The 15,646-nt window shown below is 43.3% G+C and carries 12 protein-coding genes, 1 tRNA gene and 1 pseudogene (1 of these 14 cut by a window edge); 13 read left to right on the top strand and 1 reads right to left on the bottom strand.

Features of this window, described 5'->3' with window-relative positions:
* Window positions 1-230 precede the first annotated feature (230 nt).
* The 9 genes from fba (at window position 231) to serA (ending at window position 9,658) form a co-directional block, all read left to right on the top strand.
* A complete protein-coding gene (fba, locus tag AC0L6V_RS16715; RefSeq protein WP_265219506.1) occupies window positions 231-1,298 on the top strand; it encodes a class II fructose-bisphosphate aldolase in 1,068 nt (355 codons plus the stop codon).
* 124 nt (window positions 1,299-1,422) lie between these two features.
* Window positions 1,423-1,507, top strand: a tRNA-Leu gene (locus AC0L6V_RS16710).
* 188 nt (window positions 1,508-1,695) lie between these two features.
* A complete protein-coding gene (locus AC0L6V_RS16705) occupies window positions 1,696-2,568 on the top strand; it encodes a substrate-binding domain-containing protein (RefSeq protein WP_418138441.1) in 873 nt (290 codons plus the stop codon).
* Window positions 2,565-2,795: a hypothetical protein gene (locus AC0L6V_RS16700; protein ID WP_265219501.1), complete on the top strand. Its 231-nt coding sequence runs from the start codon at window positions 2,565-2,567 to the stop codon at window positions 2,793-2,795. The genes AC0L6V_RS16705 and AC0L6V_RS16700 overlap by 4 nt, the downstream gene beginning before the upstream one ends.
* Window positions 2,796-2,870: 75 nt before the next feature.
* Window positions 2,871-5,381, top strand: a complete 2,511-nt coding sequence (locus AC0L6V_RS16695) for a nitrogen regulation protein NR(II) (RefSeq protein WP_265219499.1) — start codon at window positions 2,871-2,873, stop codon at window positions 5,379-5,381.
* The gene (mtnN, locus tag AC0L6V_RS16690) at window positions 5,378-6,073 is read left to right on the top strand and encodes a 5'-methylthioadenosine/S-adenosylhomocysteine nucleosidase (RefSeq protein ID WP_265219498.1); all 696 of its coding nucleotides are present in this window, start codon (window positions 5,378-5,380) and stop codon (window positions 6,071-6,073) included. The genes AC0L6V_RS16695 and mtnN overlap by 4 nt, the downstream gene beginning before the upstream one ends.
* A gap of 143 nt (window positions 6,074-6,216) precedes the next feature.
* Window positions 6,217-7,053 (top strand): hypothetical protein, encoded by an 837-nt coding sequence (locus AC0L6V_RS16685; protein ID WP_265219496.1) that lies wholly within the window; start codon window positions 6,217-6,219, stop codon window positions 7,051-7,053.
* A gap of 108 nt (window positions 7,054-7,161) precedes the next feature.
* Complete coding sequence (gene trmA / locus AC0L6V_RS16680) at window positions 7,162-8,265, top strand: tRNA (uridine(54)-C5)-methyltransferase TrmA (protein ID WP_265219495.1); 1,104 nt, start codon at window positions 7,162-7,164, stop codon at window positions 8,263-8,265.
* 163 nt (window positions 8,266-8,428) lie between these two features.
* Window positions 8,429-9,658 (top strand): phosphoglycerate dehydrogenase, encoded by a 1,230-nt coding sequence (gene serA / locus AC0L6V_RS16675; RefSeq protein ID WP_265219494.1) that lies wholly within the window; start codon window positions 8,429-8,431, stop codon window positions 9,656-9,658.
* A gap of 88 nt (window positions 9,659-9,746) precedes the next feature.
* Here serA and AC0L6V_RS16670 read toward each other — a convergent pair.
* Window positions 9,747-11,634: pseudogene (locus tag AC0L6V_RS16670) on the bottom strand (methyl-accepting chemotaxis protein).
* A gap of 422 nt (window positions 11,635-12,056) precedes the next feature.
* Here AC0L6V_RS16670 and AC0L6V_RS16665 point away from each other — a divergent pair.
* The 4 genes from AC0L6V_RS16665 to AC0L6V_RS16650 form a co-directional block, all read left to right on the top strand.
* A complete protein-coding gene (locus tag AC0L6V_RS16665) occupies window positions 12,057-13,166 on the top strand; it encodes an extracellular solute-binding protein (RefSeq protein ID WP_265219491.1) in 1,110 nt (369 codons plus the stop codon).
* 90 nt (window positions 13,167-13,256) lie between these two features.
* Complete coding sequence (locus AC0L6V_RS16660) at window positions 13,257-14,339, top strand: ABC transporter ATP-binding protein (protein ID WP_265219490.1); 1,083 nt, start codon at window positions 13,257-13,259, stop codon at window positions 14,337-14,339.
* Entirely contained in the window at window positions 14,332-15,219 is an 888-nt protein-coding gene (locus AC0L6V_RS16655; RefSeq protein WP_265219489.1) for an ABC transporter permease, read from the top strand. Before AC0L6V_RS16660 ends, AC0L6V_RS16655 begins: the two co-directional genes overlap by 8 nt.
* A protein-coding gene (locus tag AC0L6V_RS16650) for an ABC transporter permease (RefSeq protein ID WP_265219488.1) crosses the window boundary here: on the top strand, window positions 15,216-15,646 show its 5' portion. Its footprint extends 367 nt past the window's final position; the window shows 431 of its 798 coding nt (coding positions 1-431); it begins with the start codon at window positions 15,216-15,218; the stop codon falls past the right edge of the window. Before AC0L6V_RS16655 ends, AC0L6V_RS16650 begins: the two co-directional genes overlap by 4 nt.

Genomic DNA, 15,646 nt, shown 5'->3' with positions numbered 1-15,646 from the left:
TTTACTAACACTGTTTGAAGTTTGATGTGAGTTGCACTGAAAGCAGTGTTGGTGAAAACAAAACTAGAGAGTGACCTACTCGATGTCAGTCGGGTATGACAATAACGATAAGGCGTAAGCCACATGGTCTGTGTGAACAAGCCATGATTACAAATACAGAGAGTTAACTAACACCGTAACTCCAAACGTTATAAATACAAAACAAGACAAATTGTCAGAGGAAACCTTTTATGCCTTTAATCAGTATGCGCCAATTGCTCGACCATGCAGCAGAACACAGTTATGGTTTGCCTGCTTTCAATGTGAATAACATGGAACAAGTAAAGGCAATCATGGAAGCGGCTCATGAAGTGAACTCACCGGTTATCATGCAGGCATCGGCTGGTGCTCGTAAATATGCAGGATCTCACTTTTTGCGTCACTTAATTGCGGCCGCGATTGAAGATTACCCACATATTCCTGTTGTTATGCATCAGGATCATGGTACGTCTCCAGCTATCTGCCAACGCTCCATTCAGTTGGGCTTTTCGTCTGTTATGATGGACGGCTCTTTGATGGCTGATGGTAAAACACCAGCGACTTATGAGTACAATGTTGATGTTACTCGTCGTACGGTTGAATTCGCACACGCTTGTGGTGTGTCTGTAGAAGGTGAGTTGGGCGTATTGGGTTCTCTAGAAACGGGTCAAGCAGGGGAAGAAGATGGTGTGGGCGCTGAAGGCACACTTTCTCATGACCAAATGCTAACAGACCCTCAAGAAGCGGTAGACTTTGTTAATGCTACTGGTATTGATGCGTTAGCTGTGGCAATTGGTACTAGCCATGGTGCTTATAAGTTTACTCGTCCACCTACCGGTGACATTCTAGATATTGAGCGTATTGCGAAAATCGTTGAGTTACTTCCAAACACTCATATCGTATTGCATGGCTCGTCTTCGGTTCCACAGGATTGGTTATCTATTATCAATGAATTTGGTGGTGACATTCCTGAAACGTATGGTGTGCCGATTGACGAAATCGTTAAAGCGATTCGTTACGGTGTTCGTAAGGTTAACATCGATACTGACTTGCGTCTGGCGGCAACTGGGGCGATTCGTCGTAGTTTGGCTGAGCACAAGGGGAACTTTGACCCACGTAAATATTTAACGGAAAGTATCAAGGCGATGAAAGCGGTGTGTATCGATCGTTACGAAGCGTTTGGTTCAGCGGGCCAAGCTTCTCGTATCCATACCATTAATTTGGAAGAGATGGCGGTTCGTTATGAGCGTGGAGAATACTCCGGCGGTCGCGTTTTCTAAGTATTGTTAGTGTTATGTGTGGTGAGCAAAGAAGGTAGGGAAAATATTTTTATCTTTTTTTAATAAAAAACATAAAAAACTATTGACCAGAAAAATCAATTACCTATAATGCTCGCCATTCCTTGCGGGAGTGGTGGAATTGGTAGACACGCTGGATTTAGGTTCCAGTGCTTCACGGCGTGAGAGTTCGAGTCTCTCCTTCCGCACCAAATTTAAAAAAGCTGACTTTATGTCGGCTTTTTTTATGTCTAAAATTTATCAAATCGTCTTCTAATTGGTTATTACTGTCTTTACAGGTACATTTTTTGTTCTTGTTGTCAGTTTATTGTTTCCGTCATCATCAAAGTTCGCTAATTTGGTTAGAATGTTTTTCCATGATGCTTGATCGGATTTAGTAATGCGAAGATTGTGTGCTTTTATTGTTTGGGTGGCTTTTGGCTGTTCGGTGATGCCAACGCAAGCGGCGAGTATGGCGCTTGACTTAATGGATAGCCGTGATTTTTATCAATTGATTCCCGTGCAGGGTCCCTTAGCTGAGCAATTTTCTACGATTGTCAGTTCTCCTCCTAGTCCTATTCGTGTTTCTCAAAAAAACGCTGTACGTATTGCTTTGTTGTTGTTTGGTGATGTGGATTCAATAGAAAATAGATCATTGTTAGTAGCGTTTAGAAAACGTATGCGCGAGCTAAACATAGACTATCGCTTAGATACGTATACGGACAAATCAGAATGGGACGGTGACTTGACGCCGTATTTTAAAATAGCGGATTCGTTACCGGATTATATTGTTGTGACTAGGTTGGGCTCTGTTCCGAGACGGTTTTTAGAACGATTTTTGCGATCCGGTAAGCCTAAGGTGATTTTATACGATTTTGCATCGCCATTAACTCATTGGATAAATCGTCCGCCACTCATGTACGTAGGGTTCGACCAAAAGAAAGCGACGTCTATGCTCGCGAGCTATCTTGATCGTCAATTGCCAGCAGAGGCAAGGATTTCGGCGTTGGTTTTACCGCCCAGTTACCTTGGTCATATGCGATGTGATTTATTTTTAGATGAAATGATGAAGTATAAACGTCGAGTTGAGCGTATTTTGGTTGTACCCGACGATAAGCAAGAAGCATTTATGGCGGCAAAAACGCTTTTAAAAGACAGCGGTATAGATTTTATTTTTAGTTGTGCTCAAGGTATTTCTGATGGTGTTGTGGCGGCATTGCAGGCACAAGAAGAGCGTTCACAAGTGCAGACAAATACTTGGGGGTGGCTTTGAATGGACTGGCCGATCTAGAAAGTCGTCGTGTGAAAGTGAGTGTCTTGTTTATGAAGGATGATTTATCGATTGCGGTTGCAGAAGCGATTAAATTAGATCTTGAAGGAAGAAATATGCCAAATCTTTATGTGGCTAACGCCATTTTGATGCCTGCCGAATTAGACGCTGAGAGTTTGCGTTTGATGCTGTTGCAGGCTCATCATTATTCGGTGGAATTATGGCAATAGTGACCTTTAGTTTACGTCGTCGTTTTCGGCAAAGAGCCCCTAATTCTGATCAGTGCGGTTTTTCTGGCCATCACTTTGGCGATTTTGTATTTCATTGATAGTTTGCATCAGTCTGCTTTAGAAACAAACTTAGCGTTAAAGCATCGTATGGTCGAGCAGACATTTAATGGGTATTTGGCGCGAGCTGAAGATGAGATGAAATTCATAGGTCAAGATCTTTCCCTGAGCGATTATGCTTCAGGACGGGAGTTGGATTTATTGTTCAGTCATCATGAAGTGCTGTTTTTTGGAGGCTTGGATTTTTTCTACATTGAGTGGGCAAATGGTAAAGGCTCTATGGATCCTAGGGCACGCTTATTTACAAAGGTGGACTTTCGTTCAGTCTTAGATGCAGGTCTGATGAATAAATGGGCATCTGTTGTCACCAAAGATAACTCAACTCTGCTTTTGTACAAAAAGAGCTTGGTTTCTGCAGAGCAGGAAAGCATTGGTTTTTTATATGGTTTCATTTCTCTAAACGATAACTTAACGTTGGCGAATGAGTTGTTAGAAAGTGCTCAGGTGAGTGCCGTCAGTGTTTATGACAATGAGCGTGACCGTATTTTGCTCGAAGAGCATAAAGTGGGTGTGGATTTGTCTGGCACTGTGTTGCATTCGCGTTTGCCTCTAGTGTCTCCCGTGCAAGCCGATTTGCAACTAGATATTATGCAGAAGTATACGCTTTCTTCTGCGACTCTAAGCAGTGCAATGCCCTTGATTCTCAGTGTTGGCTTGGTGTTGCTCTGCTGTTATTTGTTTCTATTGCGTTTGATTAGGCAGTTAATTTTTTCTCCGTTAGAAAGGATTGTGTATCGTCGTGAGGACAATCTGTTGCCCTATGCTGAGCTGCAGCCTATACAGTTACAAAGTAATGAATATAAAGCCTTTATTAAGGCGAAAGAGCATAAGTTCATGTTACTGGCTGAATCGGTGCACAGTGCTATCATTTTTTGTAATGAGGTAGCCGAGATTGAGCTTATTAATGCAGAAGCCAAGCGTCTTTTTCCCGACACCGAGAAGGCTAGGACATTATTTGATTTTATGCCTATTTCTTGCCACCAACCCATTCAGGAAGCGTTAAAGGGCGGGGTTGGTGTAGTTTTTGATTTAACTATCAATAATTTAAGTCAAATATATCAATGGCGTGCTTATTCCTTTCAGAACGAGAGTGACTATCGTGGTGTGTTGTTGGTGGGTAGAAATATCACCCAAGAGACGAGTCTGACTTGGCAACTGGCTCAGCTGCAACCATTATCCTCTGTCGTCCAAAGAAAAGTGGATACAGATGCGATTTTAAATGAGCTAACGTATTTGTCTGCTTTGCCTGGGCCGTTAGAAGCGAGGCATCTTCAGGGGTGGCTGTCTTTATTGATTTCAGTGTTAGATGACATTGATTGTACGGACAGTGATGTGGCTTATTTGCCACTAGGTGAGGTTTTTAGTCAAGAAAGTGCGCGTGTTATGGCCGCGATGGGAGTCGAAGCAAACAGGGCCTTAGTGGATTGCTCTATTGAATCTGGTGCGAAGGTGGTGGCAGTAGATGCCAGCTTTAGAAGTTTGATTCGTGTACTACTTATGATGGTCATGTCAAATGACATGGCGGAAAGGCGTCTCACTATTCGTTTTTATGATTCTGAACTTGAAATGGTCGCGATGAATGATATGGCGTTTAGACCACTTTTTTATTGGATGATTAAGATGTTGCTAACAACGCTAGGGGGGCAGCAAAAGATTCTACAAAACAATGCCGTACAGTTGAATTTGTTGGTAGGAGAGAATGATAAGAGCATGGAGTGTCATTCTCTGGTGGCCAATAAGATCGTGGCTTGGGTGATGAATGATTATCCGAACACAAAAGCCATTAAGGAAGCATTGATCAGGCTAGGTATGCAGGTTGAAGAGTATGTGTCAACGGACAGCTTTTTCACTCAGTCCAGCACGGTGGGAAAGTTTGATGCAATATTAATTGGTTGTGATAAGGATGTTAATGCACAAGCGGATATGACTCGCGCGTTGCAGCTAAAATACAATCGTGATCATCTTCCCATCGTTTGGCTTAACAGCATTTTACCGGTGGAAGTGAATCCGTATGTTTTTACTTTGCAAGGGTGTTCTTTCGATTATAGTTTGCACCAAGTGTTGGCTAAAGCATGTGCAATAGAAGGCATACTTCCTATTCGTTCAAATGAAAAAGGGCGTTCTTGGGTGATGATTGGTGGTAGTCGAGTAACAAAAGCCATTTGGTATACTGAGTTAGAGAAACACCATGTTACGACACAATGGTTGGCGGATCTTTCTAACTATCATGTTGTGTTGTCTTATCACTCTGAAGCGACAGTCGTGTTATTGGAACCTCAATCTTCAACTCTTTTGCAGTCGATCCAGCTTGCTTTTCCAAAAGTGCGATTTTTTTCTTTACAACAATGGCCCGAAATGCCGGATAATGTGTCATTTTTTGATATGGCATGGCCTTACTCTATTGAGCAGATAAGGCAATTTACTGAGAACGTTATGCAACGAAAGACAAATATTGGGAGTAGTGAATGAGTGTAATTGGATTAATTGGCGCCATGGACGAAGAAGTCGCAGTAATCAAAGCGTGGATGACAGAGGTTCATGAGCAGTCTATCGCTGGCTGTGATTTTTTTGTTGGGCGTTTTGAGGGCAAAGACGTTGTGTTATTGAAATCGGGCATTGGCAAAGTCAACGCTGCCGTTTCTACTACTTTGCTTCTATCTCAGTTTAAGCCAGAGTATGTGATCAATATTGGTTCTGCTGGTGGTTTTGACCCTGAATTGCAGGTCGGTGATGTGGTGATTTCTGATCACGTTGTTCATCACGATGTAGATGTAACGGCTTTTGGTTATGTTATGGGGCAAGTGCCAAATATGCCTGCGACTTACGCTGCCGATATGCAATTGGTTGATCAAGCTAGAAAAGCCTTACAGTCGGTGACGCAAGTGAAAGCGAAAGTGGGCTTGATTGGTACCGGCGATAGTTTTATGAATGACCCTGTGAGAGTAAGCGAAGTGCGTGCTGTTTTTCCGGCGCTGGTGGCTGTGGAAATGGAAGCGGCGGCTGTGGCGCAGGTTTGTTTTAAATTTGCGACGCCGTTTGTGGTTGTGCGCTCTTTATCAGATATTGCAGGTAAGGAATCACCTCAAAGTTTTGAGGAATACCTTCAAGTAGCCGCCGAAAATTCTTCTCTTATGATCCAGAAAATGCTGAAGGACAATTAAGTCTATGTTATTACGTAAAGGCTGTTTGATGGCAATCTGTTTCGCCTTCTGCTGGCCTTTATTGACTGTTTCGGCCGAAGAGGACTCTCTTCAACCACCTGAGTCTAGTGATGAAGGTCAAGTATCATGGTGGCTTGATTCTCATGAATCTTTCTCAAAAACGATTGGTAATTGGTCTACGAATATGGACTCCTTTTTGTCTGGTAGTCAGAGCCTCTCAGCAATCAGATAGTAATGTGCAGATTCGTTTTGGATCCGTTTTTAATGAAGATAAAAGCACGGGTTTTTTTGATTTTCGCACACGATTGAAGTTACCGAATACACAGGATCGTTTACGCTTGATCGTTGAGTCTGAGCCAGATTCTTTGGCACCAGAAAGTTTGCGTGGCGAGTCGTCGCAGCAAAATACTTTGATCGATTCGGCGTTGAAATCAAGTGTATCAGCAGCCGTTCGCTATATAGAAGACGATATAGGTTTGGATGTTGATGCTGGTATTCGTGTTGATTTTCCGCTTGATCCATTTTTACGTTTGCGACTTAAGCAGGGTGAGGTGGTCGATCAGTGGGAATGGTGGCAGAAACAAGAGGCTTTTGCTTATTATTCTAAAGGTATTGGTGCACGTTATGGTATTGGTTTGGGGTATGTTGTTACTCCAACTCTTGATTTAGGTACTGACTTTGGCATCACTTGGCTCGATAAAGAGGGGTTGTTTTACGCCCGTGAAAACTTTTTTGTTCAGCATCAATTAGACGATAGCAATCGCTTAAGATATCAAGTCAGTTTTCTGCAGTCTGGTGAGCATGAGCTTGAGCCGGATAGTGTGTTGTATAACCTACAATATGAGCGTCTTCTCTATAAAGATTGGCTAATAGGGCAAGTGATTCCTCAGATTACGCACGAGGCAGATGAGGATTATGAGGGTAAACTTTCATTGACTTTATCGTTGGCGATTTTGTTAGGGCCTAAATACCTGCATTAATTTGGTCAGCTAATTTCAGTGTATGGTGGTGAGCGATTAGATTTGTATGCAGGGAACTCGTATAATGCCGCGCTTAATCAGTATCGATCGCTTCCAAGAGTATCAGCTATGAGACCGGATCAAATCCAACCAGAAATGTATCAAAAGCAGCTGCAAGAAAAGCAAGCTGAATTAGCCAAACTAATGGCGACTTTGTCATTGCCTGAGATGGAAGTATTTGCGAGTCAGTGTTCTCACTATCGCATGCGAGCGGAGTTTCGTATTTGGCATGAAGGTGATGACCTATATTACGCCATGTTTGATTCTGCTGATCCTAGGACACCGATTCGAACGGATCAGTTTTTAGCGGCATCAAACCTCATTAATGAATTGATGCCCAAACTGCTTAATGCGGTTCGTAATATCCCTGTTTTACGTCATAAGCTTTTTCAAGTGGACTTTTTAACGACCACGACGGGCGAGGCCTTGATTAGTCTGCTTTACCACAAGCCCATCGATGCAGAATGGAATGTGGCGGCGCGTCAGTTAAATGAGGCTTTTCCAGCGTGCCATTTTATTGGCCGCAGTCGTAAGAAAAAGCAAATTTTAACGCGCGATTTTGTGATGGAAACATTGACTGTTAACGGTCAAAAATTCCATTATCAACAAGTTGAGAATAGTTTTACTCAGCCTAATGCTGGTATTAATGAAAAGATGCTCGAATGGGCATTGGACGTTACAAAAGAGGCGTCAGGTGATTTGTTAGAGATGTATTGTGGTAACGGCAATTTTTCTATTCCTCTTGCCCGCCGCTTTGATCGAGTGGTCGCAACCGAAATTTCAAAAGTGTCAGTGAGTTCTGCGCAGTTGAATATTGCTATTAATGGCATGAACAACGTCCAAGTAGTCAAAATGGCCAGTGAAGATGTGTCTGCGGCTTTGAATGGAGACGTCGAATTGCCTAAGAGCTTAGTTCAGGCTGGTATTAGTGAATTAACGCCTTCGGTGGTGTTAGTCGATCCACCGCGAGCTGGTTTGGACGATGCGACGATTGAGTTAATTCGCAAAATAGATGCGATTCTTTATATTTCCTGTAACCCTGAGACACTGAAACGCAATCTAGAAGCGTTATCTAGTACCCACGACGTGGTTCGATACGCCATGTTTGATCAATTTCCTTATACGCATCATGTGGAAACGGGTGTGTATTTACAAAGAAAGTCGTTACTTTAAGAAGATTAAGTAACTTGTAACAACATTAATTAGTCTGATTTCGCTATGAGTTTTGCTCTTCTTAAAATGAAAGACATTCTCATAGTGACATTAGGCTACAGATTATTCTGTGTTAAGATAGGCGAACTTTTTCCCCCACCACCAAAGAGAAGTCGAACGAGCCATGAGTAATAACTCTCTAGACAAAGACAAAATTAAAATCTTGTTATTAGAAGGCGTTCATCAGTCAGCATTGGATGCATTGCATGACGCAGGCTATACCAACATTGAATATCATAAAACAGCGTTAGCTGGAGATGAGTTGATCGAGAAAATCTCGGAAGCGCATTTTATTGGTATTCGATCTCGTACCCAGTTAACGGCAAATGTGTTAGAGCATGCGAATAAGCTGGTTGCCATTGGTTGTTTTTGCATTGGCACGAACCAGGTAGACCTCGATGCCGCTAGTGAGAAGGGTATTGTCGTCTTCAATGCTCCGTACTCTAATACACGTAGCGTGGCTGAGCTGGTTCTTGGACAATTGATTCTATTACTTCGTGGTATTCCTGCGAAAAACGCGGCTTGCCATCGTGGCGGTTGGATCAAATCTGCTGCAGGGTCTTTCGAAACTCGTGGTAAGCGTTTAGGTATTATTGGTTACGGTAGTATCGGAACGCAGTTGAGTGTTCTGGCTGAATCTTTAGGCATGGAAGTATGTTTTTACGATATCGTCACGAAATTACCATTAGGTAATGCACGTCAGATTAAGAGCTTAAAAGAGTTGCTCTCTACCAGCGATATTATTAGCTTGCATGTGCCAGAAACGAGTTCGACTAAGATGATGATTGGCGCAAAAGAAGTGTCTCAAATGAAGAAAGGTTCTATCTTCATTAATGCTTCTCGCGGTACGGTTGCAGATCTAGACGCTGTGGCGGAAGCCATTAAGTCTGGAGATTTAGGCGGCGCCGCTGTCGACGTATTCCCTGTCGAGCCTAAAGGTAATGACGAAGAATTCGTATCACCACTACGTGGTTTAGATAATGTGATTCTAACGCCTCATATTGGCGGTAGCACAATGGAAGCGCAAGAAAACATTGGTATTGAAGTGGCTGAGAAGCTGATTAAATATTCTGATGTGGGTACGACAACTGCAGCGGTTAACTTCCCAGAAGTGGCGTTGCCGTCTCAAGCAGATAATCACCGTATTCTTCACATTCATGAAAACCGTCCTGGTGTGCTTTCTAAGATCAACGCGATTTTCTCTGAAAACAACATCAATATTACGGGTCAGTACCTTCGTACAACGGAAAAGCTTGGCTACATGGTGATGGATGTGGATGCTGCTGCCGGTGAACTTGCGCTTGAGAAAGTAAAAGAAGTTGATGGCACGATAAAAGCGCGAGTCTTGTTTTAAAGAATTATCGTGACTATGTAAGACACAAAAATCCAGCGATTAAGCTGGATTTTTTGTTTCTAGACAGGGAGTGAGCTGTGTCGGGCTATTAATGAATACCGAGTGTGGTTGTAATATCCTGAATCTTTTGTTTAATGCTGTCAGTCACATTTGCCATAAACGCTTCGGATTCATTGGCTTGCTCTCGGACTTTGACTACGGCAGCGTTTAGCTTATTCATTCCAAGTTTTTGTTCTGCGGCATACCCAGTCGCTTTTTTCGCTAAGTGGGTTGATTGTTTTGACTTTTCTAAGATCTCTTGAGCAGATTGGCCAAGAGCTTGCGTCAGACTGACTTGTTCGGTTGACGCACTTTGAATCAGCTCAAGGTTGGTCTTTAGTTGATTCGTGGCGGAGGTGAGCAATGAAAAAATTTCCGTTATTTCTTCCAATGATTGCTGTGTACGACTTGATAATGTGCGCACCTCTGACGCCACAACGGCAAAGCCTCGACCATGCTCTCCTGCGCGAGCTGCTTCGATTGCTGCATTTAACGCCAGCAGGTTGGTTTGCTCTGAAATATCTTTGATTCCACCGACGATAGAAGAAGCGCTTGATACTGAGGTGGCTAAGTTAGTCAAGGCGTTGTTGCTGTTGGCTAATCGTTCTAGCGTTGTCTGATTTGCCATTGCCAATGACGCGGCTTGATTAACGCTGTGCGTCATGGCGGTATTGGTGTCCGCTGCGTAGCTGGCGACTTCCTGAGCCTCGGACCTCGGCTTTATTGGCAAGTGTTTCGACTTGATTAGACATATTTAGTGTGTCGTCAAGTTCTTGGCGCGAGGCCATGCTGAGTTCATGTACTTGTCCAAAGGCATTTAGCATGTCATTAAGCGACAATGATATATTGCTAAGTTCGGTGTCTTTTTGTTGTCGTTGAACAGCGATTTGTTCCAAATAACGATTTAGATAATGAGCAACGTCTGACAGTTCGTTTTTGTTTTTGCCTACTTTTAGTGTGCTGATGTTTTGGTGTTCCACTAATTCTTTAACGGCGGTGTATAAATCTCTCGCGCTTTTTACAACGACTTTGTTTTGGAAAATATGCACTGAAATAGTGGTGAGTACCATTAAAACAACAAACACAGAGAACGCCAGCAACGTTTGTTGCTGCGTGGCCTGAGCACTTTCTTGAATATTTTGTGTACCTGACTTGAGGGTCGCTTCAAGTTGTTTAATCTGGGTGCGTATTTTACCTTGTGCGGCAACGGCTTGTTTAATCACCTGAAGACTCACGTCTACGTCTTTGAGGTATCTGTCTGACCACGAATGCAGCTCGGCTTTGGCTTCTTCCAACGGGTCAGCTTCTTGTTCTGTCTCTTCTGCGCTCGTTGACCAGCCCATTAGTGCAGAGAGATCATTATTAGCACTACCGCTTTCTTCCCCAGCCAATGTCAGTATGGGCAAATTGCTAAAGTCTTTAATGTGAGATTGAAACAGCTGTACGGCTTGCTTTAAACGTTCATAGTTTTCCGGTGTATTGTTGGCTAAAAATTCGTCCTTCGCACTGCTGACATGAATAAGGTCTGCATATAATGCAGCTTGGCTGGCTAAATAAGGTGCCGCGGTCTGTATGTCAGTTTGAGCTTGGTAAGATTGTATTTTTCCGGCCGCTTCATCTATGGATAAGAGGGTTTGACGCTTATTATTTTCGATAAGAGCAAAAGGATCCCCCGATAATTTCCCCGCCGCTCTAATATCAGACTGAAGGCTTTTTTCTATTTCCGTCAGCTGTTTTTCAATAGGGTTTTTTATGTCATCTGGTAGCGTGCTTAATGCAGGACGAATTTTAGTTTGGATGAATTCCTCGGTGGTTTGCAATGTGGAGGCTTCACCAGAAGATAGATACCCTTCGATTAGTTGTTTTAGATCAATGGATGAATAGGACCAAACTTGGGTATAAGCATCGCTTTGCTCAAACGCATCACGGAATTTCATCAAACTCCAAAGTAGTAGGGCGATGAGCATCCCTGCAATAATCAAATAGCTAATGGTTGTTGTGCGAGTCACATGGGAAATTTTCAATCCAGAACCTACTTTGTTTACATTCTTTTGGAAATGGGACTACCTTAATAGGAGTAGATGACAAAAATGTGACAGCCTAGACGCTGAAAGGGTGAGTGGGGTGATATTGAGTCTTGCTATCTAATTGCCCAAAGACGCTTTATTTTTGACTATTAGCGTCGTGTATAGGATTAAGTACACCTAATAAGCAAAAAAACTTCCACGGTCACTTTTTCGTCATTATTTTGTATTAAATTAAAAAAGATATTAAACGAGTGTTTAATAAAAGAGTGTTTTAAGCGTCAAAACGTTTTTTCATGAATCACTAAAAATCATAAACTCAAAGGAGTTCAAGAATGACCCTTTCTCGTCGTCAGTTTGTTAAAGGTGCCTCTATTGCAGGTGCCGTTGCCGCCGCCCCGTTTTCTATCAATAGAGCTATTGCTGCGAACAAAGAATTGCGTATTTATGCTTGGGCTGGCTACATCACCGATGAAATGCTAGCGGATTTTAAAGCAAAAACTGGCATTAATGCGACTTTTACACCCTATGGCACAAACGATGAGTTGATGAACTCTTTACGCGCTACGGATGGTACGGGCTTCGATATTATTATGCCAACGGTCGACCGAGTGCCTGGGTATGTGGATTATGATTTGGTTCAGCCACTTGATGTGAAAAGAATCAATTGGGATGGCTGCTTAGAAAGTGCTTTATCTGGATCGGATGTCGGTGGTGTTGTGAAGGGTAAGCGTTATTTTGCGCCGTCTGATTGGGGAACCGAGGCCATTGCTTACAATAAAAACGATGCCAAGCTAAGCAAAGAGCTAAGTTACGGTGATCTTTGGTTGCCTGAGAATGCGGGTGGCGTTACGGTACGTGGCCACTCAGCTTTGGTTGGGATTGGCTTGTGGTTAGAAAAAGCGGGCAAGTTACCTTATCCATTGCTTGAGTCTTATAAAAATGAACAAGCCATGCGTGCTAACTTTGATGTCATTCTTAAAGTAGCGGTTGAGCATAAAGGGGCGATTGCTCAGTTCTGGTCAACCGAAAACGAGGCGCAAGGTGCATTCCGTACTAATGGTGCAATCATTGGTCAAACGTGGGACAGCACCGCATTTAAATTGCAATCCGAAGGTGAGCCAATTGCTTACGGTGCACCAAAAGAAGGGGCATTGGCGTGGATGGAAGGATTTGTTATTCCAAAGAATGCGAATAATGTGGATTCGGTATATGAATTCATTAATTGGTATTACACGCCAGAAGCGGGTGCGATGTTTGTGAAAGCAACGGGCTACAATTCAACAGCCAAAGGCGCGGATGCACTCTTACCTGCCGAAACGAAGCAGTTCTTCCAAGACTCTTATAGCCAGCAGGACCTTGCTAATCTTTGGTGGTGGCCAATTCAAGAACCATGGTACGTAGCGTTGCGTAACGAGTACCAAGACCGTTACTTGTCTGCATAAAACCTCGAAGGCCCCTTGCGACTTTTTTTGCGTAAGGGGCTTTTTTGTATCGAGACGATTGTGTCAAGAAAATCAATCAGCGAGAGAAATATGGATAGCAGTGTTCATCTAGATAATACCGTCATGCAATTTGGCGACTTTACCGCCATACAGAAAACCGATCTCAAAATTGAATCAGGTGAATTTTTCAGTTTTTTAGGGCCGTCAGGCTGTGGCAAAACCACGATTTTAAACATGATTAGTGGCTTTATAGACCCAACACAGGGCGACATTAAAATTGGTGGTAAGAGCATGCATGGTGTGCCGGCGAATAAACGTCCCACTTCGATGATTTTTCAAAACCTCGCGCTTTTCCCTTTGATGACAGTCGCTGAAAATATTGAATTTGGCTTAGAGGTTCGCGGTGTTTCGAAAAGTGAGCGTAAAAAAGCATCAGATCGTTTGCTTGAGTTGGTGGCTTTGGAAGGCAGTGGAACCAAAAAAGTGTCCGAACTATCCGGCGGACAAAAACAGCGCATTGCTATTGCTCGAGCCTTGGCGGTCGAACCGCAAGTATTATTGCTCGATGAGCCTTTGTCTGCGTTAGACTTAAAGCTGCGTCAGCACATGCGCACGGAGTTAAAAGCAATTCAGCGTAAAACGGGCATTACGTTTATTTACATCACGCACGATCAAGGGGAAGCCTTGACCATGTCAGACCGTGTGGCGGTAATGTCTGCAGGTCGTATCCAGCAAGTAGCTGATCCTATCACCTTATATCGTGATCCTCACACCGCTTTTGTGGCGTCATTTGTTGGTGAAAATAACGCTGTTGCTGGTAAGGTGGTTGAGGTGAATTCAGAGTTTGTTGTCTTAGATTGCGGACCACTGGGTAAATTAGCGGGACGCTGCCAAGGAAATGTAGCCGTTGGTTCCGATGCGACCCTTTTTGTTCGCCCCGAGCATTTTAGACTACAAGCAGAAGACGGTATGCATACCTTGCAAGCCACCATTGATGAAGTGAATTTTGAAGGTGCATATCTGACACTCAATGCTAATACGCCAGCTAATCAAGCATTGTCTATACAGCTTGGTACTCATCAGTTTTCTGACGCCTTGCAAAAAAATGCCCCTGTGAGTCTTTCGTATAATGAGAAAGACGCCATTGTAATTGCTGGAGGCGGCCATGTTTAGTCAGCTAAAGTCGCGATTCGGTAGCGGTTTGGCGGTTGGCATCATTGGTATGATTGCTATCTGGCTGATTGGCTTGGTAATTTTGCCACAGCTCCTCATGGTGGATTACTCCCTTCGGCCGAACTTGCTTCCGGCTGATATCGGTGGACCTGAAGACGTTTATTCACTGACAAATTACGAAACCCTGTTTAGCAATAAAATACATTTGGCCATTTTCTTCAAGACCATATGGTCAAGTGTGCTAGTCACTTCCTTGACTCTCGTGGTGAGTTATCCAATTGCGTTTTATTTGGCCAAAGTCGCTACGCCACAAAAGGCGGCACTGTGTCTGTTGCTATTGATTATTCCTTTTTGGATTAATGAAATTTTACGTACTTTTTCTTGGTATATTATCCTAGCTTATAAAGGACCACTGAATGCTTTGCTACTGGGGCTAGGTCTCATTGATCGACCAATTCGATTCTTGTCTGGTGATGGTGGCGTGTTAATCGGCATGGTTTACGCCTATATTTTATTTATGATCTTTCCTATTTATAACGCTATTGAAAGCTTGGATACTAACCAGATCAAGGCGGCACGTAATTTGGGGGCGGGCTGGATTCGTACTCACTGGCGAGTGGTCATGCCGCACGCTAAGCCCGGGATTGCAACGGGGTGCATTATGACCTTTATGCTTGCAGCAGGTAGTTATGCTGTGCCGGCTTTATTGGGTTCACCGGGGAGTCGATGGTTTACACAAATTATCTATAACTGGTTTTTTGAAGGCGGCGATTGGAACCAAGGTGCGGCGTATGCGTTTCTCTTGTTGGTGATTTGTATCGGTTTCATTGCTTTGGTTATGCGTATCTTTAAAGTTGGTTTAGGGGATATTGCTAAATGAAGTCTGAAACGATCATGCGTTTTGCAGTGCGCTTTTATATTGGTGTTTTTTTTGTTTATTTATTCACCCCACTTATTATCATGGGATTGGCGACGTTTAACGACAGCCGTTTCCCGACAGTGTCTCCTTGGCGGGGCGCGACACTAAAATGGTTTGAGGCGCTTGCTCAAGATGGTGCTATGTGGACAGCATTATGGACAAGTATTATGGTTGCGGCAGGTGTGTTGGTGATTGCTGTGCCTGTGGGTATTTGTTGTGCGCTTTTTTTATCGACAGTACAAGGCAAAGGAAAGACGTTTCTTTACACATTAATGATGTCACCGTTATTAACACCTGGTGTCATTGTTGGCATATCAACGCTTATTTTTTGGAAAGGCCTATCTGTAAGTGGCGGTGTGTTTCTAACGGTTGTCGCTCAAACCACCTT

The sequence above is a fragment of the Marinomonas sp. G8-14 genome (assembly GCF_055808935.1).
This window is presented reverse-complemented; position numbering and strand designations above follow the sequence as displayed.

What these genes read in the sequence shown, in the direction of transcription:
- fba (WP_265219506.1), top strand. Translation starts at nt 231, where the DNA reads ATGCCTTTAATCAGTATGCGCCAATTGCTCGACCATGCAGCAGAACAC.
- AC0L6V_RS16705 (WP_418138441.1), top strand. Translation starts at nt 1,696, where the DNA reads ATGCGAAGATTGTGTGCTTTTATTGTTTGGGTGGCTTTTGGCTGTTCG.
- mtnN (WP_265219498.1), top strand. Translation starts at nt 5,378, where the DNA reads ATGAGTGTAATTGGATTAATTGGCGCCATGGACGAAGAAGTCGCAGTA.
- AC0L6V_RS16685 (WP_265219496.1), top strand. Translation starts at nt 6,217, where the DNA reads ATGAATCTTTCTCAAAAACGATTGGTAATTGGTCTACGAATATGGACT.
- trmA (WP_265219495.1), top strand. Translation starts at nt 7,162, where the DNA reads ATGAGACCGGATCAAATCCAACCAGAAATGTATCAAAAGCAGCTGCAA.
- serA (WP_265219494.1), top strand. Translation starts at nt 8,429, where the DNA reads ATGAGTAATAACTCTCTAGACAAAGACAAAATTAAAATCTTGTTATTA.
- AC0L6V_RS16665 (WP_265219491.1), top strand. Translation starts at nt 12,057, where the DNA reads ATGACCCTTTCTCGTCGTCAGTTTGTTAAAGGTGCCTCTATTGCAGGT.
- AC0L6V_RS16660 (WP_265219490.1), top strand. Translation starts at nt 13,257, where the DNA reads ATGGATAGCAGTGTTCATCTAGATAATACCGTCATGCAATTTGGCGAC.
- AC0L6V_RS16655 (WP_265219489.1), top strand. Translation starts at nt 14,332, where the DNA reads ATGTTTAGTCAGCTAAAGTCGCGATTCGGTAGCGGTTTGGCGGTTGGC.